The following is a 23,451-nucleotide window of genomic DNA, read 5'->3' on the forward strand; positions in this document are numbered from 1 at the left end:
AGAAAAAGGCTTGCCGCAGCAAGCCTTTGAAGAGGGGCATCAAGCGTTCTGGCGGTGCAGCTTTTCCAGTTTCTTCTTGATCCGGTCGCGTTTGAGCGTGGACAGGTAATCGACGAACAATTTGCCGTTGAGGTGGTCGCATTCGTGCTGGATGCACACGGCGAGCAGGCCTTCGGCGATCAGTTCATAGGGCTTGCCGTCGCGGTCCAGCGCCTTGATCTTGACCTTTTGCGGGCGGTCGACGTTTTCGTAGAAGCCCGGTACCGAGAGGCAGCCTTCCTGATACTGGTCCATCTCCTCGGTCAGCGATTCGAACTCGGGGTTGATGAACACCCGTGGCTCGGTACGGTCTTCGGACAGGTCCATCACGACGATACGTTTGTGCACGTTGACCTGGGTCGCGGCGAGGCCGATGCCCGGCGCTTCATACATTGTTTCAAACATGTCGTCGACCAACTGACGCACTTCGTCGTCCACTACAGCCACTGGTTTGGCGATAGTGCGCAGACGCGGGTCCGGAAATTCGAGGATGTTTAAAATGGCCATAGGCTTCGATTGCTGCACACGTTGAGTAAAGTCGGGTCGATGGCCTGGCGGGTCCGAAGATGCAGGCTACCGTTGTGAAGCGTAGCTTCTGAAAAACAGAAGCGAGCCACGGGGGCTCTGACGATTCACGCGAATGCACATGATAAAGGGATTCACTGCATGAGGAAAACACTACTCGCCCTGATGCTTCTGGCTTCGGCCGGCGCCGCGCAAGGGCAAGTGCAACTCAGGGATGGTTTTCCACAGCAATACACGGTGGTTTCCGGGGACACGCTCTGGGATATCTCCGGCAAATACCTGCGCGAGCCCTGGCAGTGGCCACAACTGTGGCGGGCCAACCCGCAGATCGAAAACCCCAACCTGATCTATCCCGGCGACACGCTGACCCTCAGCTACGTCAACGGCCAGCCGCAGCTGACCGTCCATCGTGGCGAGTCGCGCGGCACCATCAAGCTCTCGCCACGGATTCGCACCAGCCCGGTGGCCGAGGCGATTCCGAGCATTCCGCTGAAATCGATCAACAGTTTTCTGCTGAGCAATCGCATCGTCGACAAGGCCGAAGATTTCGACAAGGCGCCGTACATCGTCGCCGGCGATGCCGAACGGGTGCTCAGCGGTACAGGCGATCGCATCTTCGCGCGCGGCCATTTCGATCCGGAGCAGCCGGTGTACGGCATCTTCCGCCAGGGCAAGGTCTACACCGACCCGCAGACCAAGGAATTCCTCGGCATCAACGCCGACGATATCGGCGGCGGCGAGGTTGTTGCCACCGAAGGCGACGTTGCCACTCTCGCCTTGCAACGCACCACCCAGGAAGTGCGCCTCGGTGACCGCTTGTTCGGCGGTGAAGAACGCTCGATCAATTCGACTTTCATGCCCAGCGCGCCGAAGCGTTCCATCGACGGCCTGATCATCGACGTGCCACGCGGCGTCACGCAGATCGGTGTGATGGACGTGGTTACCCTGAACAAAGGCAAACGTGACGGTCTGGCCGAAGGCAATGTCCTGGCGGTGATGAAAACCGGCGAAACGGTGCGCGACCGGATTACCGGCCAACCGCTGAAGATTCCCGATGAACGAGCCGGCCTGCTGATGGTGTTCCGCACCTACGACAAACTCAGTTACGGCCTGGTGCTCAACGCTTCGCGCTCGCTGGCGGTGCTCGACAAGGTGCGAAATCCGTAAGCTTGCTTAACAAGTTACCAACAGAGTTATCCACAGCTTGTTCCGAATGGTTCGGAGCATCGAACGATCAAGGATGATCCATTCATGTTGTCTGTCAGTACAGCCATTTCCCCGGCGGAACTGGAGGCGCGTCTGCGCCTGCACCGCATGCCGGATATCGGTCCCAAGCGTTTTGCCAAATTGCTCGAAGCCTTCGGCTCGGCGTCGAAAGCCCTCAGCGCGCCGGCCAGTGCATGGCGCTCGCTGGGGTTGCCGGCGGCGTGCGCCGAGGCACGGCGTTGTCCGACGGTGCGCGACGGCGCCAGCCACGCAATGCGCTGGCTAGAGCGCCCCGATCAACATTTGCTGATGTGGGACCAGGCGGACTATCCAGCGTTGCTGGCGCAGATTCCTGACCCGCCGCCAATGTTATTCGTCGCCGGCGATCCGTCGATTCTGGAAAAACCGCAACTGGCGATGGTCGGCAGCCGCCGCGCTTCGCGCCCGGGCATGGACACGGCGGCGGCGTTTTCTCGCAGTCTGGCCGGGGCCGGTTTTGTCATCACCAGTGGTCTGGCGCTGGGCATCGATGCCGCTGCCCATCAGGCTGCTCTGGACGTTGGCGGGTTGACCGTGGGGGTGCTTGGCACGGGCCTGGAGAATTTTTATCCACAGCGCAATAAACGCTTGGCTGAGGCGATGATTGCTTCGGGAAGCGCGGTGCTCTCGGAGTTTCCGCTGGACGCCGGACCAACCGCGAGCAACTTCCCCCGGCGCAATCGCATCATCAGCGGGTTATCCCTTGGCGTGCTGGTGGTCGAGGCCAGTGTTGCCAGCGGTTCGTTGATTACCGCGCGGCTGGCGGCAGAGCAAGGGCGCGAGGTTTATGCCATTCCGGGCTCTATCCATCACCCCGGCGCGCGCGGTTGTCATCAGTTGATTCGCGACGGGGCGGTGTTGGTGGAGACTATTGAACATATCCTCGAAGCGCTGCGCGGCTGGCAGCAACCGTTGTTATCCACAGCGCCGCCGCAGGCCGATCACCCGTTGCTGGCGCTGCTTCACGCCGCGCCGCACACCAGCGAGGCGTTGGCCGCGAGCTGTGGCTGGGCGTTGCCGAAAGTGCTGGCAACGTTGACCGAGCTGGAAATCGAAGGCCGTGCGGTATGCGAAAACGGTCGCTGGCTGGCGCGGTCGAGCTAGGTTTTACGATGAAGATCGGTAAACTGCGCGAAACCTGTTTGTGGAGAGTTTTTTCATGGTCAACAGTTGGCGTGTGCAACAAGCCGCGCGTGAAGTTCGCGCCGGCGCGGTGATTGCCTATCCAACCGAAGCCGTCTGGGGGCTGGGTTGCGACCCGTGGAATGAAGACGCGGTGGACCGCTTGCTGGCGATCAAGAATCGCTCGGTGAGCAAAGGGCTGATCCTGGTCGCCGACAATATCCGCCAGTTCGATTTCCTCTTCGAGGACTTCCCGCAGGACTGGATCGACCGCATGGCCAGCACCTGGCCGGGGCCGAACACCTGGCTGGTGCCGCATCAGAACCTGTTGCCGGAATGGGTCACAGGCGTGCATGACACCGTGGCGCTGCGAGTCAGCGATCACCCGCAGGTGCGCGACTTGTGCTCGCTGGTCGGGCCGCTGATCTCGACATCGGCCAATCCACAGGGGCGACCGCCGGCGCGCACGCGTTTGCGCATCGAGCAGTATTTCCGTGGGCAGGTCGATCTGGTGCTCGGCGGCAGCCTTGGCGGGCGCAAGAACCCCAGTGTGATCCGCGACCTGGCCACCGGTAACGTCGTTCGTCCTGACTGACGCCATTCTTTTTATTTTTTGCGGACTCCTCGGCGCTATTGACGAGGAGTTTTGCGCATGCCCGCAGTTTATTCCTGCACTCGTTTAAAACTTATCCGTTGCCATTGTTCTTGCATGCGTCAGACGGTTCTTCGACTCTGCAATATCTGTAAGTTTTCCCACGCGATTATCAGAACGCGTGCAGTGGCGAGATTTTCAAAAGCATCCATTCTTTCAATGTGCTTGATACAACTTCGAAATGTTAATGGCTGCGGAGAAGTAATGGATATTACGGATTTACACCTCAAGGATTATCTGCAGGGCTTTCAGGAGACACTCAAGAATCAACAGGCCGACTATCGTGTGGCCATTCTTGAGGCGGGGTCGGACGCCGGAGAATTCGAGCGTTTCATTGGTCGGCAGTTTCGCCTGCGATTGCAGCATTACATGCTCACTTCCAGAGCCCGGGCGCTGGAAACCCGTTTGGCGATCACCTCGCGCAGTACGCACTTCTTGCTCTACCAGCGAGATCAACTCATTGCAGTGCTGCGGGCAACCCCGGCGCCGTTCGAATGGGCCTCACTGGCGCAGCATCATGTGTCTCCCACTGTGGCATTGGCTCGGCATGTCGAATTCAGTCGCTTGATTACCCATTCCCAGCAGCACCGGCCGGTGTCGATCAATGGCCTGCTCGCCACCGCCGCCGAATGGGCGATCGATCGCGGATATCAGGGGGTAACGGCCTTGTGCAGATCGCCACAGCGGCAACTGTTTCAGCGCTTCGGCCTGACACCGATCGCTTCGCACGCTATGCATATCGAGCAGCGTGCCCGGGGCGATTATTGGCTGTTGTCCGCCGAATGGCGGCAAATCCTGATGGCCCTGGATCAGCCTGTGAACATGAACGTGCATCAGCCGGAGTATCGTGATGTTCATAACCGTCAGTATTGATCCGCCAATAATCGAAGAGTGGGCAGAGAAATGGCTTGTATACGAGTCGAAGAAGTTGCGCAGGAAGTTTTCCGGTCGTAGGCCAGCGGCGAAGAAACTTCACCGGAAGATGTACTTGATATAGCTGAAAGATACTCGGCGAACTCATGGAAGAGTTCACCGAGTATCAACTTGAAGCGTTATGGCAACAGAATCGTGGAACCGGTAGTGCGCCGTGCCGACAGTTCGGTTTGTGCTTTTGCCGCATCGGCCAATGCATGGCGCTGGCTGATGTCGACCTTCAGCTTGCCGCTGATGATCATCTCGAACAGCTCGTCGGCCATGCGCTGCAGGTTCTCGGCGTTGTTGGCGTAGGTCGCCAGCGTAGGCCGGGTGACGTACAACGAGCCCTTCGCGGCAAGAATGCCCAGGTTGACGCCGTCGACTGCGCCCGAAGCATTGCCGAAACTCACTACAAGGCCACGTGGTGCCACGCTGTCCAGGGACGTGAGCCAGGTGTCCTTGCCGACGCCGTCATACACCACCGGGACTTTCTTGCCGTCAGTCAGCGCCAGCACGCGCTCGGCAACGTTTTCATGGCTGTAGTCGATGGTCGCCCAGGCGCCGTTGGCCTTGGCCAGTTCGGCCTTCTCCTTCGAGCTGACGGTGCCGATCAGCTTCACGCCCAGCGCTTTGGCCCATTGGCAGGCCAGAGAGCCGACGCCACCGGCTGCGGCGTGGAACAGAATGGTTTCGCCGCCCTGCAGTTGGTAGGTCTGGCGCAGCAGGTATTGCACGGTCAGACCCTTGAGCATGACCCCGGCGGCAGTTTCGAAACTGATTTCATCGGGCAGATGCACCAGATTGTCCTGCGGCAGCACATGCAGCTGGCTATAGGCGCCGAGCGGGCCGCTGCCGTATGCCACGCGATCGCCGACCTTGAAACGGGTGACTTCGCTGCCCACCGCATCGACCGTGCCGGCGCCTTCCGAACCCAGGCCGGACGGCAACGCGGGCGGTGCATAGAGGCCGCTGCGGTAATAGGTGTCGATGAAGTTCAGGCCGATTGCCTGATTGGCCACGCGCACCTGATTCGGCCCGGGCGCAGCGGGTTCGTAGTCTACATATTCGAGCACTTCGGGACCGCCGTGGGCGCGGAACTGGATACGCTTTGCCATCTGTCTGCTCTCCTTGGGTCGTTGCTAAGCCCTCTATCCAACTCCCCTGCTTGATCTTCGTCAACTGCGGCGCGCCGGTCTGCGATGGTATGCTACGCGCCCATTTGCGCCGCCCGCCTGCCGGGGCGCCGCCCGATTCAAGGTGAAGCCATGACGACCCGCACCGACGCCGTAAAGGCCTATCTGCTCGATCTGCAAGACCGCATCTGCGCTGCACTGGAAACCGAAGACGGCGGCAAATGCTTCGTCGAAGACGCCTGGACCCGGCCGGCGGGCGGTGGCGGGCGTACCCGTGTGCTGGAAAACGGCACGCTGATCGAAAAGGGCGGCGTCAATTTCTCCCACGTGTTTGGCAGCGGCCTGCCGCCATCGGCCAGCGCCCATCGGCCGGAATTGGCCGGGCGTGGTTTCGAGGCGCTCGGTGTGTCGCTGGTGATCCACCCGCACAACCCGCATGTGCCGACCTCCCACGCCAACGTGCGCTTTTTCATCGCTGAAAAAGAAGGCGAAGAACCGGTCTGGTGGTTTGGCGGCGGTTTCGACCTGACCCCGTATTACGGCGTTGAGGAAGATTGCATTCATTGGCACCGCGTCGCCGAGCAAGCCTGTGCGCCGTTCGGTGCGGACGTCTATCCGCGTTACAAGGCCTGGTGCGACACCTATTTCCATATCAAGCATCGTCATGAGCCACGGGGCATTGGCGGTCTGTTCTTCGACGATCTGAACGAGTGGGATTTCGACACCAGTTTCGCCTTCATGCGCGCCATCGGCGATGCCTATATCGAGGCCTACCTGCCGATCGTGCAACGGCGCAAGATCGACGCCTTCACTGCCCAGCAGCGCGAATTCCAGGAATTCCGCCGAGGCCGCTACGTCGAATTCAACCTGGTTTACGACCGTGGCACGCTGTTCGGTCTGCAATCGGGTGGCCGCACTGAATCGATTCTGATGTCGCTGCCACCGCAAGTGCGTTGGGGCTATGACTGGAAGGCCGAGCCGGGCAGCGCAGAAGCGCGCCTGACCGATTACTTCCTGCAGGATCGCGACTGGCTGGCCGAGGCCTGAGGACGGGTGATGGATCGTTACGTCGTTTTCGGTAATCCGATCGGCCACAGCAAGTCGCCGATGATTCACCAGTTGTTCGCCGAACAGACCGGCCAGCGCCTCGACTACAGCACGCTGCTGGCGCCGCTGGATGATTTTGCCGGCTGCGCCAAGGCGTTCTTTCGCGAAGGGCGCGGCGCCAATGTGACGGTGCCGTTCAAGGAAGATGCCTACCGTCTGGCCGACAGCCTGACCGCCCGCGCGCAGCGCGCCGGTGCGGTGAACACCTTGAGCAAACTGGACGATGGCTCACTGCTCGGCGACAACACCGATGGCGCAGGCCTGGTCCGCGATCTGACGGTGAATGCCGGGTTCAGCCTGACCGGTAAGCGCATCCTTTTGCTCGGCGCTGGCGGCGCGGTGCGCGGTGCGCTGGAGCCATTGCTGGCGGAGAAGCCGGCCTCGGTGATCATCGCCAATCGCACCGTGGACAAGGCTGAACTGCTGGCCGAGTTGTTCTGCGACCTCGGGCCGGTGTCGGCCAGTGGTTTCGACTGGCTGCGCGAGCCGGTGGACGTGATCATCAACGCCACCTCCGCCAGCCTGACCGGTGACGTGCCGCCGATTGCGCCAAGCCTGATCGAGCCAGGCCAGACGCTGTGCTACGACATGATGTACGGCAAGGAACCGACCGCGTTCTGCCGCTGGGCCACTGAGCACGGCGCGGCGCTGGCGATGGATGGTCTGGGCATGCTCGCCGAACAGGCAGCCGAGGCATTCTGGCTGTGGCGTGGCGTGCGCCCGGATACCGCGCCGGTACTCGCCGAGCTGCGACGCCAACTGGCCCTTTAAGCTTTGCTCCCACATTGAAATACGATCAATGTGGGAGCGAGCCTGCTCGCGAATCGCATCACCACCGCGATATCAGATCAATCCTCAAACCTGATCGGGCACTTCTCCGCCCCCTCCAGCTTCCTCAACTCCTCCACCACCGGCGGCCGCGCCCGGCGTAAGGTCAGGCTGCGACCCTGGCCCAGCAGGCGTCGCGCTTCCTGATGCAGCATCTCCACCCCCGAATAATCGATGAAGTTGATCTGCTCTGCCTCGATCACCACCCGTGCGCCATGCAGGCGTTGCAGGCGCACTTGCAGGTAATGGCTGGCGCCGAAGAAGATCGAACCACCCACGCGCAACACATCGTCGTCACCATCGCGCCAATGCTGCACCCGTGGTTGCGAGGTGCGCTTGAGGTAGAAAAACAACGACGCCAGCACCCCGGCGTAGATCGCCGTCTGCAATTCCAGCAGCAAGGTCGCAAGACAGGTCAGGGCCATCACCACGAACTCGGCGCGGCTGACCCGTAGCAAAGCGCGAATGCCCCGGTGATCGACCAGACCCCAGGCAATCAACAGGATGCTGCCGGCCATGGCCGGGATCGGAATGTGTGCGATCAGCCCGGCGCCGAACACCGCGAACAGCGCCACCCAGATCGCCGAGAATACCCCGGCCAGCGGCGAGCAGGCCCCCGCCTCATAACTCAATCCCGAACGGGTAAACGATCCGGCTGAGAGCGACCCGGAAAAGAACGCACCGACGATGTTCGACAAACCCTGTGCGCGGACTTCCTGATTGGCATCGAGCAACTGCTGCGACCGCGCCGAAATCGAGCGGGCAATCGACAGGCTGGTGACCAGCCCGAGCATGCCCACTGCCACCGCGCTTGGCAGCAGGCGCAGGATAACCTCCAGATCCAGCGGCAGCGTACTGAACGGCGGCAGGCGTCCGACGAAAGCGCTGACCAGATGCACATGGCCGAACATCGCGGGCCAGATCCACACCAGCAGACTGGCCAGCACCAGCGTGATCAACAGCGTCGGCCAGCGCGGCAGGAGTTTTTTCAGGGCCACGCCGACGATCACTGTAGCGACGCCGAGCATCAGCGAGGGCTTATCCACAGCCCCCAGATGTCGCAGCAGATCCATCAGGCTGGCGAGCGCCGTGGTGTTGGGCGGCAATTCCAGCCCGAGCAGATTGGGCAATTGCCCGATGGCGATCACCACGGCGGCGCCGAGGGTGAAGCCGAGCACCACCGAATGCGAAACGAAATTCACCAGTGCGCCAAAGCGCAGCAAGCCGAGCAACCACTGGAAAATCCCCGCAAGGAACGTCAGCAGCAGGATCAGAGTGATGTAGTCCTCGGACGCCGGCACCGCGAGCGGGCTGACGCTGGCGTACAGGACAATCGAAATCGCCGCCGTCGGGCCGCAGATCAGATGCCATGACGACCCCCACAGGCAGGCGATCAACACCGGGATGATCGCCGCATACAGGCCGTATTCCGGTGGCAGTCCGGCAATCAGCGCGTAGGCAATCGACTGGGGCAAGGCGAGAATCGCACCGCTGAGGCCGACGATCAGGTCCCGCCCGACGCTGGCGCGGGTTTGCCGTGGCAACCAGCTCAGGAAAGGAAAAAGTGAACGGCGGCTGGGGAAGGCCATGGGTCCTCGCGGTTGGGGTTTTTCAGGCAAGCCTATCAGGACACAGCAATCATTGTGGCGAGGGGATTTATCCCCGATGGGCCGCGAAGCGGCCCCAAACCCAGAGTTCTCGGTGAGTCAGGTATATCGAGTTCATGGATCTTGCGACTGCTTCGCGGCCGATCGGAGCTACATCCCCTCGCCACAGGTAAGTGGTCGGCAGTCAGATAGCATTACAGTTTGGCCTTCACCGCCACCAACGCATCCTTGCCATCCACCGTTTTCACCCCGTCCAGCCACTTGTCCAGCACCGCCGGATTGGCCTTGATCCATGCCTTCGCCGCTTCGGCATTGCTGATCTTCTTGTTCACCACCTCGGCCATGATGCTGTTCTCCATGTCCTGGGTGAATGCCAGATTGGTCAGCAACTTGCCCACATTCGGGCAGGCCTCGGCGTAGCCCTTACGGGTCAGGGTGAATACGCTGCCGGTGTCGCCGAAGTATTTTTCGCCGCCCTTCAGGTAACGCATTTTCAACTGCACGTTCATCGGGTGCGGGGTCCAGCCGAGGAAGGTGACGAATTTCTGTTTCTTCACCGCCCGCGACACTTCGGCGAGCATCGCCTGTTCGCTGGACTCGATCAGCTTCCACTGGCCCATGTTGAAGTCGTTCTTCTTGATGATCTCCTGCAGCGAAATGTTCGCCGGCGCGCCTGAGCCGATGCCGTAGATCTTCTTGTCGAACTTGTCGGCGAATTTGTTCAGGTCGGCAAAATCATGCACACCCGCTTCCCAGACATAGTCGGGGACGGCGAGGGTGAATTCGGTGCCTTCCAGGTTCTTGGCCAATTGCGTCACATCACCGGTGGCGACGAACTTGTCATAGAAGCCCTGCTGCGCCGGCATCCAGTTGCCGAGGAACACGTCAACCTGGCCATCCTTCAAGCCGCCGAAGGTGATCGGCACCGCAAGGGTGTCGACTTTGGCCTTATAGCCCATGCCGTCCAGCAGAAACCCGGTGATGGCATTGGTCGCGGCGATGTCGCTCCAGCCCGGATCGGCCATCTTCACGGTTTCGCAGCTTTGCTCGGCGAACGCCGAGGCGCTGCTCAATGCGATCAGGCCGACAGTGACAGCTGTGGATAACTTGCGCATGGACTTCCCCTTAACATTTTTGGTTTTGGCAGGGTTGTGGATAACGGGCCTTGCGCTCCAGATCATCAAGGTCGATGTGGTTGCGCATGTACTGCTGACTGGCATCGACCAGCGGCTGGTGATCCCAGCTCTTCAACTTGCCGATGGTTAACGCATCGGCGACGAAACGGCGTCGGCGCTGGCTGGCCAGTACGTCCCGATGGATTGCCGGAATGTCCCACTTGGCCCGCGCTTCGGCGAGAAAGTCTTCGAACAGCTGACGATGTTGCGGCGATTGGCTCAGTTCCTCTTCCTCGCGCGGATCGTTATCCACATCGAAGAGTAGGCACGGGTCGCTTTCGCTGTAGATAAATTTGTAGGCGCCCCGGCGAATCATCATCAGCGGGCTCACAGTGCCTTCGGCCATGTATTCGCCGAACACCTCGTCATGCCCGCCCTGCCCTTGCAGGTGCGGCAGCAAGGAACGGCCGTCCAGCGGCAGGCCCGGCTCAAGCGTGCCACCGGCCAGATCCACGAAGGTCGGCAGCAGGTCGGCGGTGGATACGGCGGCGCTGACCCGGCCGGCCTCGAATTGTCCCGGTGCGCTGATCAGCAGCGGCACCCGCGCGGCCATCTCGAACCAGTGCATTTTGTACCAGAGGCCTTTCTCACCGAGCATGTCACCGTGGTCACCGGAGAAGACGATGATGGTGTCATCGATCAACCCGGTTTCCTCGAGGGTTTGCAGCAGTTTGCCGACATTGGCATCGATATAGCTGCAAGCGCCGAAGTAGGCGCGACGGGCATCGCGGATCTTATCCACAGGCAGAGGCTTGTCCCACAGGTCGTAAACCTTGAGCAGACGTTGCGAGTGCGGATCGAGTTCGTCCTGGTTCAAGGCTGTAGGCAACGGGATATCGGCATCGTCATACAGATCCCAGAAAGCCTTGGGAATCGTGTACGGATCGTGAGGGTGGGTCATCGACACGGTCAGGCAGAACGGTTGCTCGCCGTCCTCGCGAATGTGATCGAAAAGATATTGCTGCGCCTTGAACACCACCTCTTCGTCGAAATCCAGCTGATTGGTGCGCACGCACGGCCCGGCCTGCAGTACCGAAGACATGTTGTGATACCAGCTCGGCCGCACGTCCGGCTCGTCCCAGTTCACCGCCCAACCGTAATCGGCCGGGTAGATATCGCTGGTCAGGCGTTCTTCATAACCGTGCAGCTGGTCCGGCCCGCAGAAATGCATCTTGCCCGACAGCGCGGTGCGGTAGCCGAGACGCCGCAGGTAATGCGCGTAAGTCGGAATGTCGGCAGGGAAATCAGCGGCGTTGTCGTAGGCGCCGATCTTGCTCGGCAACTGGCCACTGACCAGGGTGAAGCGCGACGGCGCGCACAGCGGGCTGTTGCAATAGGCAGCATCGAACACCACGCCTTGGGCGGCGAGGCGGGACAGATTCGGCAGTTTGATCGGCGATGGGCCGTAGAACGGCAACATTGGCGCGGCCATTTGATCGGCCATGATGAAAAGAATGTTCTTGCGCTTCATGTGATCGCGTCATTCCATGTTGAATATTTATGCGAGAGTGCTGCGATCGAGCATGGATTCCATGCCTGTTCCGGTAAAGCCCGCGCCGGACAATGACTAGGATAAGTACAGCTTATGTATGACGCCCTCGGTGACCTCTCCCTCGATCTGCTGCGCACCTTTGAAGCGGCGGCCCGCTATCGCAGTTTTACCGCTGCTGCGGTGGAGCTTGGCACCACGCAGCCGGCGATCAGCCAGCAGATAAAACGTCTGGAGGAGCAGATCGGCACACGCCTGTTCGATCGGATCTACCGGGGCATCGAATTGACAGAGGTTGGCGCCCTGCTTTTCGAGCAAGTTAGCCTGGGTTTGCAGAATATCGACGCAGGATTAAGCGCAATCTGCGCTCAGCAGCAACATGAAGTGCTGCAAGTGGCCACGGATTTCGCTTTCGCCGCTTATTGGCTGATGCCGCGCCTGCATCGCTTCCATGAGGCCAATCCGCACATTGATGTCAGCCTGGTCACCAGCGAGCGCAACCACAACATGCTGCGCACCGACATCGACGTGGCGATCCTGTTTGGCGATGGTCGATTCAAGCAGGGTGAGAGCCATTGGCTGTTCAGCGAAGAAGTGTTCCCGGTGTGCAGCCCGCTGCTGCTCAAGGAGCGTTCATTGCCGTTGCCCGCGCAGGCCCTGCTGGAATTGCCGCTGCTGCATCTGCGTGGTGAAAACAGCAGCAACTGGTTCGACTGGAGCGGGCTGTTCCGTCAACTTGGCCTGACCACGCCGCCAGCGCCGGGGCAATTGCGCTTCGACAATTACACGCTATTGATCCAAGCGGCGATCGGCGGGCAAGGCGTGGCAATCGGTTGGCGCCACCTTGTGGATAACTTGCTGGTGCAGGGTTTGCTGTGCCGACCGCTGGCGGAAACCACGCTGTCGCGGCTGGGGTATTACGTGGTGTTACCGCAACGCAAACGTCGAGGTTTGTTGATTCAAGAATTTGTTGATTGGTTGATGGCGGAACAGGCCAGCAGTGCCGAATCGCTTAACGGTCTGGCCCTGCCCTCGATTGCGGTGTGAAGAGCAAAAGATCGTCCGATCTTTTACGAATCAGAAGCCGCCACAAAATTCACATGCTGCCCCACATGCAGGTTCAACCGCAGTTCATCGGCAATCCCCACCGCGACACGGTTCAAGCGTTCCAGCGGTTCGGCCAATCCCGGTTCGAGATTGCCGCCGACCTGACTGAAGTGCTCGATGGTCAATCCGGCCACGCCATGGGGCGCATTGACCAGGGTCCAGCGCAGTGAGCTGCTTTGTACCGCCTCAAGGATTTCTTCGGCGGCGTGACGCTGCAGACGCTCGTCATTGTCAGGCTCGTCGAGCACACCGAAGTTGCCGACCAGAAACAGGCGCGGCACGCTGGCCAGTTGCAAACCTTCGACCAAGGCGTCGACTGCCAGCACCTGTTCGACCGGCCCCAGCGTTACCGAGCGCTCGACATGATCGCTGCTGAACGGCAACCCCGGAGCATCGAGCAGGCAGATCACCGCCGAGCTGCCGGCGACGCTCTGATTGACCCGCTCGGCATCGAACAGATCGCCGGTCTTGGTGCGCAATCCCGGACGCGGCGCGAGTGCAGTGAGATCGTCGAGAATGGCTATGACTTCGTGTTGGCGGCGCAGCAATTCAGCCATCAACGCACCGCCCAGGCTGGCCATGGCACCATAGAGCACCACTTTCACCACTGGGGTCTCGGCATTTTTCATGGCTGTTTTCCTTATTGTTGTCCTATATGACCTGTGACGGTGTAAACAGCCAAGGGTTCGAACCGATTGAGAGGCGACACGATGCAAGGGATCAAGGGTTATCACGCCCATGTCTATTTCGACGCACAAAGCATCGACCAGGCGCGGGCCTTGTGCGAGCAGGCCGCGCAGTTGTTTGCGCTGAAAATGGGCCGCGTGCATGAACGCCCGGTGGGGCCGCACCCCGACTGGAGCTGCCAACTGGCTTTCGGTTCCGAGCTGATCGGCGAGGTGCTGCCGTGGCTGGCGCTTAACCGCAAGGGGTTGGTGGTGTTCCTGCATCCGGACACTGGCAACGACCTGCTCGACCACACCGAACGGGCGATCTGGATGGGCGCGGTGCGGCCGCTGGATCTGTCGATTTTTTAACCAGGTGCTTGGACTGAACTGATAACGAATATGTCCAGACTGCCAGCCAGCGTTGTCTATCCGTTCCCTCGTATCGCTTCTCGTCCCGTATTCATTGGCTGTCGCTGCATCCGACCGCCGGTTGACCATTCATTCATCGCTTTCGGTCGCGAAAGGTAGCTGAAAGCTTCCCCGATTAGGATCGCCCCACTCCCGGCAACAGACCGGTTGGCCCAAGCCCTGTGTTTTTTCCACAGGCCCGGCCCAATTAACAACAACAATGGTGATTCTGATGTCTTCTGCAACCCGCCGTTTCTCCCGCTTCCTGCTGGTCACTCCGCCCGTACGCCTCGCGCCTCCCGTTCTGCGCTGATCCTGCCCGATCCGCTCATTCAACTAGCCGCGCTACGCCTGGAGTATTCCCATGCTGACTTTCCTTGGCTTCGCCATGGTCATCACGTTCATGTTCCTGATCATGACCAAGCGCCTGTCCGCGCTGATCGCCCTGATCATCATCCCGATCCTGTTCGCCCTGTTCGGTGGTTTCGCGCCGAAGATCGGCCCGATGATGCTTGAAGGCATCACCAAACTGGCGCCGACCGGCGTGATGTTGATGTTCGCCATTCTGTATTTCGCCCTGATGATCGACTCCGGCCTGTTCGACCCGGCCGTGCGCAAGATCCTCAAACTGGTCAAGGGCGACCCGCTGAAAGTTTCGGTCGGTACCGCCGTTCTGGCGCTCGTCGTTTCCCTCGATGGTGACGGCGCGACCACTTACATGATTTGTGTGGCTGCGATGCTGCCGCTGTACAGCCGCATCGGCATGAGCCCGCGAATCATGGCCGGTCTGATCATCCTCGCCGGTGGCGTGATGAACATGACCCCGTGGGGCGGTCCGACCGCCCGCGCGGCGAGTGCCCTGCATGTCGATCCGTCGGACATTTTCGTACCGATGATCCCGGCGATGGCCGCCGGTGTCTTGGCGATCCTGGTCATTGCCTACTTCTACGGCAAGCGTGAACGTGCCCGTCTCGGCGAGTTGCACCTGGTTGGCGACGAGATCGATCACAGTGAAATCAGCGTCTCGCAATTCCCCGACGCACGCCGTCCGAAGCTGATCTGGTTCAATGGCGCACTGACTTTCGGCCTGATGTGCACGCTGATCGGCGGCCTGTTGCCGCTGCCGGTGCTGTTCATGGTGGCGTTCAGTATTGCGATGATCGTCAACTACCCATGCCTGCAAATGCAGAAGGATCGCGTCGCCGCGCATTCCGGCAGCGTGCTGGCAGTGGTCGGGCTGATCTTTGCGGCCGGTATCTTCACCGGTATCCTGTCGGGCACCGGCATGGTCGATGCGATGTCGAAGAGCCTGTTGGCGGTGATTCCGGAATTCCTCGGCCCGTACCTGGCGGTGATTACGGCGCTGGTGAGCATGCCCTTCACCTTCTTCATGTCCAACGATGCGTTCTATTACGGTGTATTGCCGGTGCTGACCGAAGCGGCCAGCCACTATGGGATCACTGCGGTGGAAATGGCCCGTGCCTCGATCGTCGGCCAGCCCGTCCACTTGCTGAGCCCGTTGGTGCCGTCGACCTATCTGTTGGTGGCGCTGGCCGGCATCGATTTCGGTGATCACCAGCGTTTCACCCTGAAATGGGCGATCCTGGTGTGTATCTGCATTCTGATTGCTGCACTGCTGTTGGGGACTTTCCCGCTGTTCAGCACTCTATAAGCCCAAGACTCACCGTTACGGGTCCCGGCTTCGCGGTTTGAAGCCCGGACCTGTTTCGGTTTAACACTCGCTCAAAGGAATACACATGGATTGGCTGACCAACCCCGAAATCTGGGTTGCCTTTTTTACCCTGACCGCCCTGGAAATCGTCCTCGGTATCGATAACATCATCATGATTTCGATCCTGGTCAGCCGCATGCCGAAACACATGCAGCAGCGCACGCGGATCTTCGGTCTTGGCCTGGCCATGGTCACCCGGATCCTGTTGCTGCTGTCGATTACCTGGGTCATGCGCCTCACTGCCGACCTGTTCGAAGTGTTCGGCCAGGGCATTTCCGGCCGCGACCTGATCCTGTTCTTCGGTGGCCTGTTCCTGTTGTGGAAGAGTTCGCAGGAGATGTACCACGCGCTGGAAGGTGAAGATGAAAGCGACGACGCGCCATCGGGCAAGGGCGGCAACTTCCTCTACACCATCATCCAGATCGCGATCATCGATATCGTCTTCTCGCTGGACTCGGTGATCACTGCCGTCGGCATGGTTTCCCACGTGCCGGTGATGGTCGCGGCGATCATCGTGGCGGTGCTGGTGATGATGCTGGCGTCGGGCAAGATCAGCGAATTCATCGACAAGCACCCGTCGCTGAAAATGCTCGCGCTGTCGTTCCTGCTGGTGGTCGGTACCGTGCTGATCGCCGAATCGTTCGACGTGCACGTGCCAAAAGGCTACGTCTACTTCGCCATGGCGTTCTCGCTGGCGGTTGAGGCTATCAACATCAAACTGCGCGGCGCGATGGCCCGGAAAAAGAAACAGCAGGATCCGGTGAAACTGCGCAAGGATGTCCCGGGCCAATAACCCGGTAGTCCCGGCAGCACGCTACACCCCTGTGGGAGCGAGCCTGCTCGCGAAGACGGAGTGCCAGTCGACAACAATGTTGGCTGGCCCACCGCTTTCGCGAGCAGGCTCGCTCCCACATTTGTTTGTGCAGCATTCAGGCACCGCGGACCCTGTGGGAGCTGGCTTGCCAGCGATAGCGGAATGTCAGGCGACATCAATGTTGGTTGTGCCGACGCCATCGCTGGCAAGCCAGCTCCCACAGGGGCGGCGTTGATTTAAATGGGAGTGTATGAAGCGCTTCTCATGACACTTTTGTTTCAATCCACGCTTTAGCTGTGCAATGCTGGCGCCGAGACCGTTCGCCAACTACAGCTTAAGTATCAAGAACGTAGAAACCGCGCGGTGCCTTCCACTTGCCCCTCTGGGGCGCTGCTACTACAGGGGGTCTGCATGCTCACCCTGCTCAATCTGCTGTCCGCCGTCGCCCTGTTGATCTGGGGCACGCACATCGTCCGAACCGGCATCCTGCGGGTTTATGGCACCAATCTGCGACATGTCATCGGCCAGAACATGTCGAAGAAATGGCTGGCGTTCATCGCCGGTATTCTCGTCACCGCCATGGTGCAGAGCAGCAACGCCACGGCGATGCTGGTCACTTCGTTTGTCGGTCAGGGTCTGATGGCGCTGACCCCGGCGCTGGCGACCATGCTTGGCGCAGACGTCGGAACCGCTTTGATGGCGCGGGTGCTGACCCTCGATCTGTCGTGGCTGTCGCCGCTGCTGATCTTCCTCGGGGTGATCTTCTTTCTGTCGCGCAAACAGACGCGGCTCGGGCAGATGGGCCGAGTGTCGATCGGGCTGGGGCTGATCATTCTCGCCCTGCAGTTGATCGTCGAGGCCGCTGCGCCGATCACTCACGCGCAAGGGGTGAAGGTGATTTTCGCCTCGCTGACCGGCGACATCCTCCTCGACGCCCTGGTTGGCGCCCTGTTCGCGATGATTTCCTACTCCAGCCTCGCCGCCGTGCTGCTCACCGCCACGCTGGCCGGGGCTGCGGTGATCAGTTTGCCGGTGGCGATCGGTCTGGTGATCGGCGCCAACATCGGCAGCGGCATTCTCGCCTTCATGAGCACCAGCATGCAGAACGCCGCCGGCCGCCAGGTCGCGCTGGGCAGTCTGCTGTACAAATTGATCGGCCTGCTGCTGATCATCCCGGTGCTCGACCCGCTGGTGCACTGGATCGACAGCCTTGATTTCAGCCCGCAGGAAATGGTCATCGGCTTCCACCTGCTCTACAACACCGCGCGCTGCCTGATCCTGCTGCCGAGCGTCGGGCCGATGGCGCGGCTTTGTGCGTGGCTGCTGCCGGAGCGGCCGGAGGCCAACGGCGCCGCCAAGCCGCGCCATCTCGACCCGACCGCGCTGGTCACGCCGAGCCTGGCGCTGGCCAATGCCGCGCGGGAAACCCTGCGCATGGGCGATCTGCTCGACAACATGCTCGACGCCTCCCTCGATGTGTTGCGCGGCAAGCAGACCGCCGTCACCCAGGAGATGCGCCGACTGACCGACGACATCGAAGCGCTGTACAGCGCGATCAAGCTGTATCTGGCGCAGATGCCCCGCGAGGATCTCGGCGAGCACGACAGTCGGCGCTGGGCCGAGATCATCGAACTGGCGATCAACCTCAAACTCGCCGCCGACCTGATCGAGCGCATGCTGCGCAAGATCCAGCAGCAGAAGACTTCGCAGCGCCGTTCGTTTTCCGAAGAAGGCCTGGAAGATCTTGCCGGGCTGCAACAGCAACTGATCGCCAACCTGCGCCTGGGCCTGTCGGTGTTTCTCAGCGGCGACCGCGAAAGCGCGCGGCAGTTGTTACGGGAGAAACGCCGCTTTCGTGCGCAGGAACGGCGTCTGGCCCACGCCCACGTCAGCCGTTTGCAGCGCAAAATCGTGCAGAGTCTGGAGACCAGTTCGCTGCATCTGGAATTGATTGCCGACATGAAACGGCTCAATTCACTGTTCTGCAGCAGCGCCTATGTCGTGCTGGAAACGGCGGACACTGGCGCGCTGGCGGTGGATGACATGGCCGACATTACGCATTCGCCTTGAACGTCTGGGGCTGGGGCCAGTCAGTTACAGTGGTTCAGCCTTGAGACCGTCATCGCTGGCAAGCCAGCTCCCACAGGGTTTTACAAGCGCCGCAGATCCTTGTGGGAGCTGGCTTGCCAGCGATGGGGCCCTGACTGACGACACGGATCTCCAAATCAGCCGTATGGAAGCCTGTTATGCGTTGCCTGTTGTTTGCCTGTCTGTTGCTCGGTTCCCTGCCCGCTTTTGCCCTGGATCGGTTTCAGGTTGAAGGCTATGCGCTGCCCAATGGTTTGCAGCTGATGCTCAAACCCGGCACCGAGCGTGGACATGTGGCGATCCGGCTGGTGGTCGGCGTCGGCCTGGATGACTTCGACTGCAACGAGAAAGAGCTGCCGCATTTGCTCGAACACCTGCTGTTCAGCGGTATCGACGCCACTGGCGAAGGCGGCCTGGAAGAACGCATGCAGGCGCTGGGCGGGGACTGGAATGCGTTCACCAGCAATGCCGACACCACGTTCGTCATCGAGGCCCCGGCGAAAAACCAGCGCAAGGTGCTCGACCTGCTGCTCGCGCTGCTGACCCAGACACGCATCGACGACAACGCAATCAACGCGGCGAAACGAGTGGTCGAGCGTGAGGACGGCGGGCATTACACCAAACTGCAACGTTTCCTCGACCGTCAGGACCTCGGTCATACCGCGAGCAATCAACTGGCTGTCGAGCTGGGACTGAAATGCCCGCAGCGCGCCGAGGTCGGCCATCTGACCCAGGAGCAACTGGAGAAGGTGCGCAAGGCCTGGTACGCGCCGAACAACATGACCCTGATCGTCGTCGGCGAACTCGACAAACTGCTGCCGGCCTATCTTGAGCGTACCTGGGGTGAGCTGGAGCCGGTCGAGCCGAGCGAACATCGGCCGCTGCCGGACATCCGCACCAGTGCCGCCCATGAACGCACCCTCACCCGTGGCTTTATCGGCGACAGCGCCAAGCTGCACTGGCTGGTGCCGGAACCGGTGCTCGACGATCAGTACGATCAGACGTTCGACATTCTCAAGGATTACCTCGACTGGGCGCTGTACCGGCAGATTCGTCTCAACCATGGCTTGTCGTACGGGCCGTGGGCCGAGCGCGAAGTGTTCGGCGGTGTCGGCTTCATGAGCCTCAACGCTGACCTGGATCGCGATGACGTCGACGAAGCCATCCAGGTGCTTGAAGACCTCAAGGCCGACCTGCTGCAAAACGGTCTCGACCCGAGCACCTTCGCCCGCATCAAGCAAGCCGCCATCGCCCACCAGGCCTGGGCCGTGCAGGGCAACAGCGCACTGGCGGACTATTACTGGAGCGCGCTGGCCGACTATCAGGATGGCCGCTTTGCCAATCCCGCGCGGGAGCTGCAAGGGGTGACGCTGGAAGCGGCGAACAAGGCGATGCGCGAGCTGCTGTTGCAGCCGGGGTATATCCGGATCGAGAAGCCGTTGATCAGTGATGATCAGGTGTTGTGGCTGGCTGCAGGCGGGGTCGGTCTGGTGCTGCTGATGTTGATCGGCTGGCGTGTGTATCGCCGCCACAAAATTGCTGGAAGCCATTAATCCTGTGGTGAGTGAGCACTTGTGGCGAGGTGATTTATCCCCGATGGGCTGCGCAGCAGCCCCAATAAGGGCAGCTCGGTATATCCAGACAAAATTCGCTCGCAGGATCTACGACGGCTGCGCCGCCGATCGGGGGTAAATCCCCTCGCCACAGGGGGTCATGCGGCGTTAACCTTTCCGGGATTTTCCCCATATCGTCGTGAACCGCCAAAATGCCAAAACTGACCCTCCTTATCCAGCGCCTTCTCGAGCTGATGAAGCGCTACCCCGGGTTGATCGCGGCGGGTGGTTTCATTTCCGGGGTCGGCAGTTTCATCCTCGTCGATCGCCAACAGGGCCTGGCCAGCTGGATCACGGTGATCATGCTGCTCAGCTGGATCTGGCTGATGCTGGAAAACACCCTGACCGGCCTGTTCACACGGATCTTCAAGCGCGAGATTCCCCAGCCGCTGCTGCGCTACGCGACGCAGATGATCCATCAGGAAAGCCTTTTTTTCGTTCTGCCGTTCTTTTTCATCACCACCACGTGGAACAGCGGCCAGTTTGTCTTCACGGGGCTGCTCAGCGTTGCCGCACTGATCTCCATCGTCGATCCGCTGTACTACAAATGGCTGGCGCCACGGCGCTGGGCGTTTCTCGCGCTGCACACCCTGACCCTGTTCGCCGCCCTGCTCACTGCGTTGCCGGTGATCATGCACCTGACCACTGCGCAGAGTTTCAAATGGGCGCTGGGGATTGCCGTGCTGCTGTCGTTCCCGAGCCTGGCGTCGATCTTCCCGATCCGCACGGTGCGTAATGCCCTGGCGATTCTGTTCATTACTTTCGGCATCGGCGGCGTCGGTTGGGCGCTGCGTTCGTGGGTGCCGCCGGCAACGCTGTGGATGACCGACGTAGCGATCAGCACGCAGTTGCAGGATCGCACCCCCGGCGCCAGCCTCGACACCGTCAGTGCCGAGCAGATCCGCAGCGGCGGGCTCTACGCCTACACTGCGATCAATGCGCCGCGCGGACTCGATGAGCGGATTTATCACGTGTGGACCTTCAACGGCAAAGAGGTCGACCGCATCGCCCTCGACATCCATGGCGGGCGCAAGGAAGGCTACCGGGCGTGGACGCACAAGCAGAATTTCCCCGGCAACCCGGCGGGCAAGTGGCAGGTACGGGTGCTGACCGAGGATGGGCAGTTGATCGGCGTGCTGCGTTTCGCAATTACCGACAGCACACCGGCCAAAGAAAAGTAATCCGGTTCGTGCTATTACGTAGGATCTCGTAACGGCCGTACAAGCACGGAGCTTATGACCAGCAGCCCAACCCCCGGCAGTGCCCACCTGGACACCGCGCTCAGCCCTGCCCGCCTGCGGGTCAGCGGCGACTGGACGCTCGCCCACTACACCGCGCTCAAGCATCTGAGCGAAAAGCTCCGCGGCCAGTACGACGCCAACACTTCCATCGATCTGAACGGCCTCGGAGCCCTCGACACCGCCGGCGCCTCGTTGCTGGTCGAGCTGCTCGGTTCCGAGCGCTTGGGCAAAACCGCCGAACACCCCGATTGCACCCTTTCGACGGCTGATCGCGCCTTGCTGCAAACCGTGTATTGCTCGCTGAGCGATTTCTGCGTGCCTATCAAGGAGCCGGAAGTCAGCGTCAGCGTGCAACTGCTGACGCGCATCGGCCGCGCAGTGGATACGGTGTGGAAAGACACGATGCAGCTGCTCGGCTTCGTCGGCCTGATCCTCGAAGTCATCACCCGTGGTCTGTTGCGGCCCAAGCGCTGGCGTATCACGCCGATGATCGCGCACATCGAGCAGACCGGTCTCGATGCCGCGCCGATCGTGGCCCTGCTGACGTTCCTGGTCGGCGCGGTGGTGGCATTTCTCGGCGCCACGGTGCTGGCCAGTTTCGGCGCGACGATTTTCACTGTGGACCTGGTCGGCTTCTCGTTCCTGCGCGAATTCGGCGTGTTGCTCACGGCGATCCTGATGGCCGGGCGCACCGCCAGTGCATTCACCGCGCAGATCGGCTCGATGAAGGCCAACGAAGAAATCGACGCGATCCGCACCCTTGGCCTCGACCCGATCGAGTTGCTGGTGGTGCCGCGCGTGCTGGCGCTGCTGGTGGCGCTGCCGATGCTGACGTTTCTGGCGATGCTCTCGGGGATCGTCGGCGGCGGTGTGGTCTGCGCGGTGTCGCTGGACATCTCGCCGGCGATGTTCCTCTCGCTGCTGCAATCGGACATCGGCATTCAGCATTTTCTGGTCGGGCTGGTGAAGGCGCCGATCTTCGCCTTCCTGATCGCGGCAATTGGTTGCCTGGAAGGCTTCAAGGTCAGCGGCAGCGCCGAATCGGTCGGCGCGCACACCACCTCCAGCGTGGTCCAGTCGATTTTCGTGGTGATCGTGCTCGATGCGGTGGCTGCGCTGTTTTTCATGGAGATGGGCTGGTGAGTCGTCTACCCCGCGCGCCCTCGGAGGCGGTGATCGAAGTCCGTGGCCTGTGCAATCGCTTCGGCCCGCAGAGCGTGCACGAGAACCTTGATCTGGACGTGTACAAGGGCGAGATCCTCGCCGTGGTTGGCGGTTCCGGTACCGGCAAATCGGTGCTGCTGCGCAGCATTGTCGGACTGAATCGGCCCAGCGAAGGCATGGTCAAAGTCTTCGGCCAGAACCTGCCGAACCTGGCCGAGCATGAACGCTCGCTGATCGAAAGGCGCTTTGGTGTGCTGTTCCAGAAAGGCGCGCTGTTCTCGTCGCTGACCGTGACCGAGAACGTCGCCCTGCCCCTGATCGAACACGCCGGCCTCAGCCGTCACGACGCCGAGCATCTGGCGGCGGTGAAACTGGCGCTGGCCGGGCTGCCGTTGTCGGCGGCGGATAAATACCCGGCGTCGCTGTCCGGCGGCATGATCAAGCGCGCGGCACTGGCGCGGGCCCTGGCGCTGGATCCGGACATTCTGTTTCTCGACGAACCCACCGCCGGCCTTGATCCGATTGGCGCGGCGCAGTTCGATCAATTGATCCTGACCCTGCGTGATGCGTTGGGGCTGAGCGTGTTTCTGGTGACCCACGACCTCGACACGCTGTACACCATCACCGATCGCGTGGCGGTGCTGGCGCAGAAGAAAGTGCTGGTCGCCGGCCCTATCGACGACGTCTCGGAAACCGCCGACGCGTGGATTCACGAATACTTCCACGGCCCGCGCGGCCGCTCGGCGCTGGACACCGCCAAACTGCTCAACGAGGTCTGA

21 protein-coding genes are annotated in these 23,451 nt (G+C 61.0%); 15 read left to right on the forward strand and 6 right to left on the reverse strand.

Going from position 1 to position 23,451, the window contains the following annotated elements:
- Window positions 1-39 precede the first annotated feature (39 nt).
- Window positions 40-546 (reverse strand): peptide deformylase, encoded by a 507-nt coding sequence (def, locus tag FEE99_RS04660; RefSeq protein ID WP_041476509.1) that lies wholly within the window; start codon window positions 544-546, stop codon window positions 40-42.
- Window positions 547-705: 159 nt separating this feature from the next.
- Here def and FEE99_RS04665 point away from each other — a divergent pair, with 159 nt between their 5' ends.
- From FEE99_RS04665 to FEE99_RS04680, 4 genes are all read left to right on the forward strand, one after another.
- A complete protein-coding gene (locus FEE99_RS04665; protein WP_041476508.1) occupies window positions 706-1,731 on the forward strand; it encodes a LysM peptidoglycan-binding domain-containing protein in 1,026 nt (341 codons plus the stop codon).
- Between the two features lie 84 nt (window positions 1,732-1,815).
- The gene (dprA, locus tag FEE99_RS04670) at window positions 1,816-2,913 is read left to right on the forward strand and encodes a DNA-processing protein DprA (RefSeq protein ID WP_041476507.1); all 1,098 of its coding nucleotides are present in this window, start codon (window positions 1,816-1,818) and stop codon (window positions 2,911-2,913) included.
- 55 nt (window positions 2,914-2,968) lie between these two features.
- Window positions 2,969-3,526 carry an L-threonylcarbamoyladenylate synthase gene (locus tag FEE99_RS04675; RefSeq protein WP_039757175.1) on the forward strand — a complete coding sequence of 186 codons (558 nt, stop codon included), beginning with the start codon at window positions 2,969-2,971 and terminating at the stop codon, window positions 3,524-3,526.
- 57 nt (window positions 3,527-3,583) lie between these two features.
- Entirely contained in the window at window positions 3,584-4,456 is an 873-nt protein-coding gene (locus FEE99_RS04680) for a hypothetical protein (protein ID WP_237143803.1), read from the forward strand.
- Window positions 4,457-4,635: 179 nt separating this feature from the next.
- On the opposite strand, the gene FEE99_RS04685 is transcribed toward FEE99_RS04680, so the two are convergent.
- Complete coding sequence (locus FEE99_RS04685; protein ID WP_041476506.1) at window positions 4,636-5,613, reverse strand: quinone oxidoreductase family protein; 978 nt, start codon at window positions 5,611-5,613, stop codon at window positions 4,636-4,638.
- Between the two features lie 150 nt (window positions 5,614-5,763).
- Between FEE99_RS04685 and hemF the strand changes: the two genes are divergently transcribed.
- Window positions 5,764-6,678 (forward strand): oxygen-dependent coproporphyrinogen oxidase, encoded by a 915-nt coding sequence (gene hemF / locus FEE99_RS04690; protein ID WP_041476657.1) that lies wholly within the window; start codon window positions 5,764-5,766, stop codon window positions 6,676-6,678.
- Between the two features lie 9 nt (window positions 6,679-6,687).
- Window positions 6,688-7,509: a shikimate dehydrogenase gene (gene aroE, locus FEE99_RS04695; RefSeq protein WP_041476505.1), complete on the forward strand. Its 822-nt coding sequence runs from the start codon at window positions 6,688-6,690 to the stop codon at window positions 7,507-7,509.
- Between the two features lie 77 nt (window positions 7,510-7,586).
- Here aroE and FEE99_RS04700 read toward each other — a convergent pair whose 3' ends face one another.
- From FEE99_RS04700 to betC, 3 genes are all read right to left on the reverse strand, one after another.
- The gene (locus FEE99_RS04700) at window positions 7,587-9,155 is read right to left on the reverse strand and encodes a SulP family inorganic anion transporter (protein WP_041476504.1); all 1,569 of its coding nucleotides are present in this window, start codon (window positions 9,153-9,155) and stop codon (window positions 7,587-7,589) included.
- 212 nt (window positions 9,156-9,367) lie between these two features.
- Window positions 9,368-10,288: a choline ABC transporter substrate-binding protein gene (gene choX / locus FEE99_RS04705; RefSeq protein WP_041476503.1), complete on the reverse strand. Its 921-nt coding sequence runs from the start codon at window positions 10,286-10,288 to the stop codon at window positions 9,368-9,370.
- Window positions 10,289-10,298: 10 nt separating this feature from the next.
- On the reverse strand, window positions 10,299-11,819 hold the full coding sequence (betC, locus tag FEE99_RS04710) for a choline-sulfatase (RefSeq protein WP_064361046.1): 1,521 nt from the start codon (window positions 11,817-11,819) through the stop codon (window positions 10,299-10,301).
- A 114-nt stretch (window positions 11,820-11,933) separates the two neighbouring features.
- Here betC and FEE99_RS04715 point away from each other — a divergent pair, with 114 nt between their 5' ends.
- Window positions 11,934-12,884: a choline sulfate utilization transcriptional regulator gene (locus tag FEE99_RS04715; RefSeq protein WP_041476501.1), complete on the forward strand. Its 951-nt coding sequence runs from the start codon at window positions 11,934-11,936 to the stop codon at window positions 12,882-12,884.
- A 23-nt stretch (window positions 12,885-12,907) separates the two neighbouring features.
- Here the strand turns inward: FEE99_RS04715 and FEE99_RS04720 are convergent, their stop codons facing one another.
- Window positions 12,908-13,573, reverse strand: a complete 666-nt coding sequence (locus tag FEE99_RS04720; protein ID WP_041476500.1) for an NAD(P)-dependent oxidoreductase — start codon at window positions 13,571-13,573, stop codon at window positions 12,908-12,910.
- Between the two features lie 81 nt (window positions 13,574-13,654).
- Here FEE99_RS04720 and FEE99_RS04725 point away from each other — a divergent pair, with 81 nt between their 5' ends.
- The 8 genes from FEE99_RS04725 to FEE99_RS04760 all read left to right on the forward strand — a co-directional run bounded on the left by FEE99_RS04725 (window position 13,655) and on the right by FEE99_RS04760 (window position 23,451).
- Window positions 13,655-13,981 carry a DOPA 4,5-dioxygenase family protein gene (locus tag FEE99_RS04725; RefSeq protein WP_041476499.1) on the forward strand — a complete coding sequence of 109 codons (327 nt, stop codon included), beginning with the start codon at window positions 13,655-13,657 and terminating at the stop codon, window positions 13,979-13,981.
- A 403-nt stretch (window positions 13,982-14,384) separates the two neighbouring features.
- Window positions 14,385-15,692 (forward strand): CitMHS family transporter, encoded by a 1,308-nt coding sequence (locus FEE99_RS04730; RefSeq protein ID WP_041476498.1) that lies wholly within the window; start codon window positions 14,385-14,387, stop codon window positions 15,690-15,692.
- Window positions 15,693-15,777: 85 nt separating this feature from the next.
- A complete protein-coding gene (locus tag FEE99_RS04735) occupies window positions 15,778-16,545 on the forward strand; it encodes a TerC family protein (RefSeq protein ID WP_041476497.1) in 768 nt (255 codons plus the stop codon).
- A gap of 432 nt (window positions 16,546-16,977) precedes the next feature.
- Entirely contained in the window at window positions 16,978-18,636 is a 1,659-nt protein-coding gene (locus FEE99_RS04740) for a Na/Pi cotransporter family protein (RefSeq protein ID WP_041476496.1), read from the forward strand.
- Between the two features lie 176 nt (window positions 18,637-18,812).
- Complete coding sequence (locus tag FEE99_RS04745) at window positions 18,813-20,207, forward strand: M16 family metallopeptidase (RefSeq protein WP_041476495.1); 1,395 nt, start codon at window positions 18,813-18,815, stop codon at window positions 20,205-20,207.
- 212 nt (window positions 20,208-20,419) lie between these two features.
- A complete protein-coding gene (locus FEE99_RS04750) occupies window positions 20,420-21,448 on the forward strand; it encodes a DUF5924 family protein (RefSeq protein ID WP_041476494.1) in 1,029 nt (342 codons plus the stop codon).
- A gap of 54 nt (window positions 21,449-21,502) precedes the next feature.
- On the forward strand, window positions 21,503-22,651 hold the full coding sequence (locus FEE99_RS04755) for an ABC transporter permease (protein WP_041476493.1): 1,149 nt from the start codon (window positions 21,503-21,505) through the stop codon (window positions 22,649-22,651).
- Window positions 22,648-23,451 (forward strand): ABC transporter ATP-binding protein, encoded by an 804-nt coding sequence (locus FEE99_RS04760; RefSeq protein WP_041476492.1) that lies wholly within the window; start codon window positions 22,648-22,650, stop codon window positions 23,449-23,451. The genes FEE99_RS04755 and FEE99_RS04760 overlap by 4 nt, the downstream gene beginning before the upstream one ends.

Origin of the sequence: Pseudomonas sp. ef1 (assembly GCF_007293365.2) — a bacterium.
GTDB classification, from domain to species: Bacteria; Pseudomonadota; Gammaproteobacteria; order Pseudomonadales; family Pseudomonadaceae; genus Aquipseudomonas; species Aquipseudomonas siliginis.

Excerpts from the sequence above, each read along its gene's own strand:
- aroE (WP_041476505.1), top strand. The coding sequence starts at position 6,688 with ATGGATCGTTACGTCGTTTTCGGTAATCCGATCGGCCACAGCAAGTCG.
- FEE99_RS04740 (WP_041476496.1), top strand. The coding sequence starts at position 16,978 with ATGCTCACCCTGCTCAATCTGCTGTCCGCCGTCGCCCTGTTGATCTGG.
- FEE99_RS04735 (WP_041476497.1), top strand. The coding sequence starts at position 15,778 with ATGGATTGGCTGACCAACCCCGAAATCTGGGTTGCCTTTTTTACCCTG.
- betC (WP_064361046.1), bottom strand. The coding sequence starts at position 11,819 with ATGAAGCGCAAGAACATTCTTTTCATCATGGCCGATCAAATGGCCGCG.
- FEE99_RS04730 (WP_041476498.1), top strand. The coding sequence starts at position 14,385 with ATGCTGACTTTCCTTGGCTTCGCCATGGTCATCACGTTCATGTTCCTG.
- FEE99_RS04745 (WP_041476495.1), top strand. The coding sequence starts at position 18,813 with ATGCGTTGCCTGTTGTTTGCCTGTCTGTTGCTCGGTTCCCTGCCCGCT.
- FEE99_RS04715 (WP_041476501.1), top strand. The coding sequence starts at position 11,934 with ATGTATGACGCCCTCGGTGACCTCTCCCTCGATCTGCTGCGCACCTTT.
- FEE99_RS04680 (WP_237143803.1), top strand. The coding sequence starts at position 3,584 with ATGCCCGCAGTTTATTCCTGCACTCGTTTAAAACTTATCCGTTGCCAT.
- FEE99_RS04700 (WP_041476504.1), bottom strand. The coding sequence starts at position 9,155 with ATGGCCTTCCCCAGCCGCCGTTCACTTTTTCCTTTCCTGAGCTGGTTG.
- FEE99_RS04675 (WP_039757175.1), top strand. The coding sequence starts at position 2,969 with ATGGTCAACAGTTGGCGTGTGCAACAAGCCGCGCGTGAAGTTCGCGCC.
- choX (WP_041476503.1), bottom strand. The coding sequence starts at position 10,288 with ATGCGCAAGTTATCCACAGCTGTCACTGTCGGCCTGATCGCATTGAGC.
- FEE99_RS04725 (WP_041476499.1), top strand. The coding sequence starts at position 13,655 with ATGCAAGGGATCAAGGGTTATCACGCCCATGTCTATTTCGACGCACAA.
- FEE99_RS04685 (WP_041476506.1), bottom strand. The coding sequence starts at position 5,613 with ATGGCAAAGCGTATCCAGTTCCGCGCCCACGGCGGTCCCGAAGTGCTC.
- FEE99_RS04665 (WP_041476508.1), top strand. The coding sequence starts at position 706 with ATGAGGAAAACACTACTCGCCCTGATGCTTCTGGCTTCGGCCGGCGCC.
- hemF (WP_041476657.1), top strand. The coding sequence starts at position 5,764 with ATGACGACCCGCACCGACGCCGTAAAGGCCTATCTGCTCGATCTGCAA.
- def (WP_041476509.1), bottom strand. The coding sequence starts at position 546 with ATGGCCATTTTAAACATCCTCGAATTTCCGGACCCGCGTCTGCGCACT.
- FEE99_RS04720 (WP_041476500.1), bottom strand. The coding sequence starts at position 13,573 with ATGAAAAATGCCGAGACCCCAGTGGTGAAAGTGGTGCTCTATGGTGCC.
- dprA (WP_041476507.1), top strand. The coding sequence starts at position 1,816 with ATGTTGTCTGTCAGTACAGCCATTTCCCCGGCGGAACTGGAGGCGCGT.
- FEE99_RS04750 (WP_041476494.1), top strand. The coding sequence starts at position 20,420 with ATGCCAAAACTGACCCTCCTTATCCAGCGCCTTCTCGAGCTGATGAAG.
- FEE99_RS04755 (WP_041476493.1), top strand. The coding sequence starts at position 21,503 with ATGACCAGCAGCCCAACCCCCGGCAGTGCCCACCTGGACACCGCGCTC.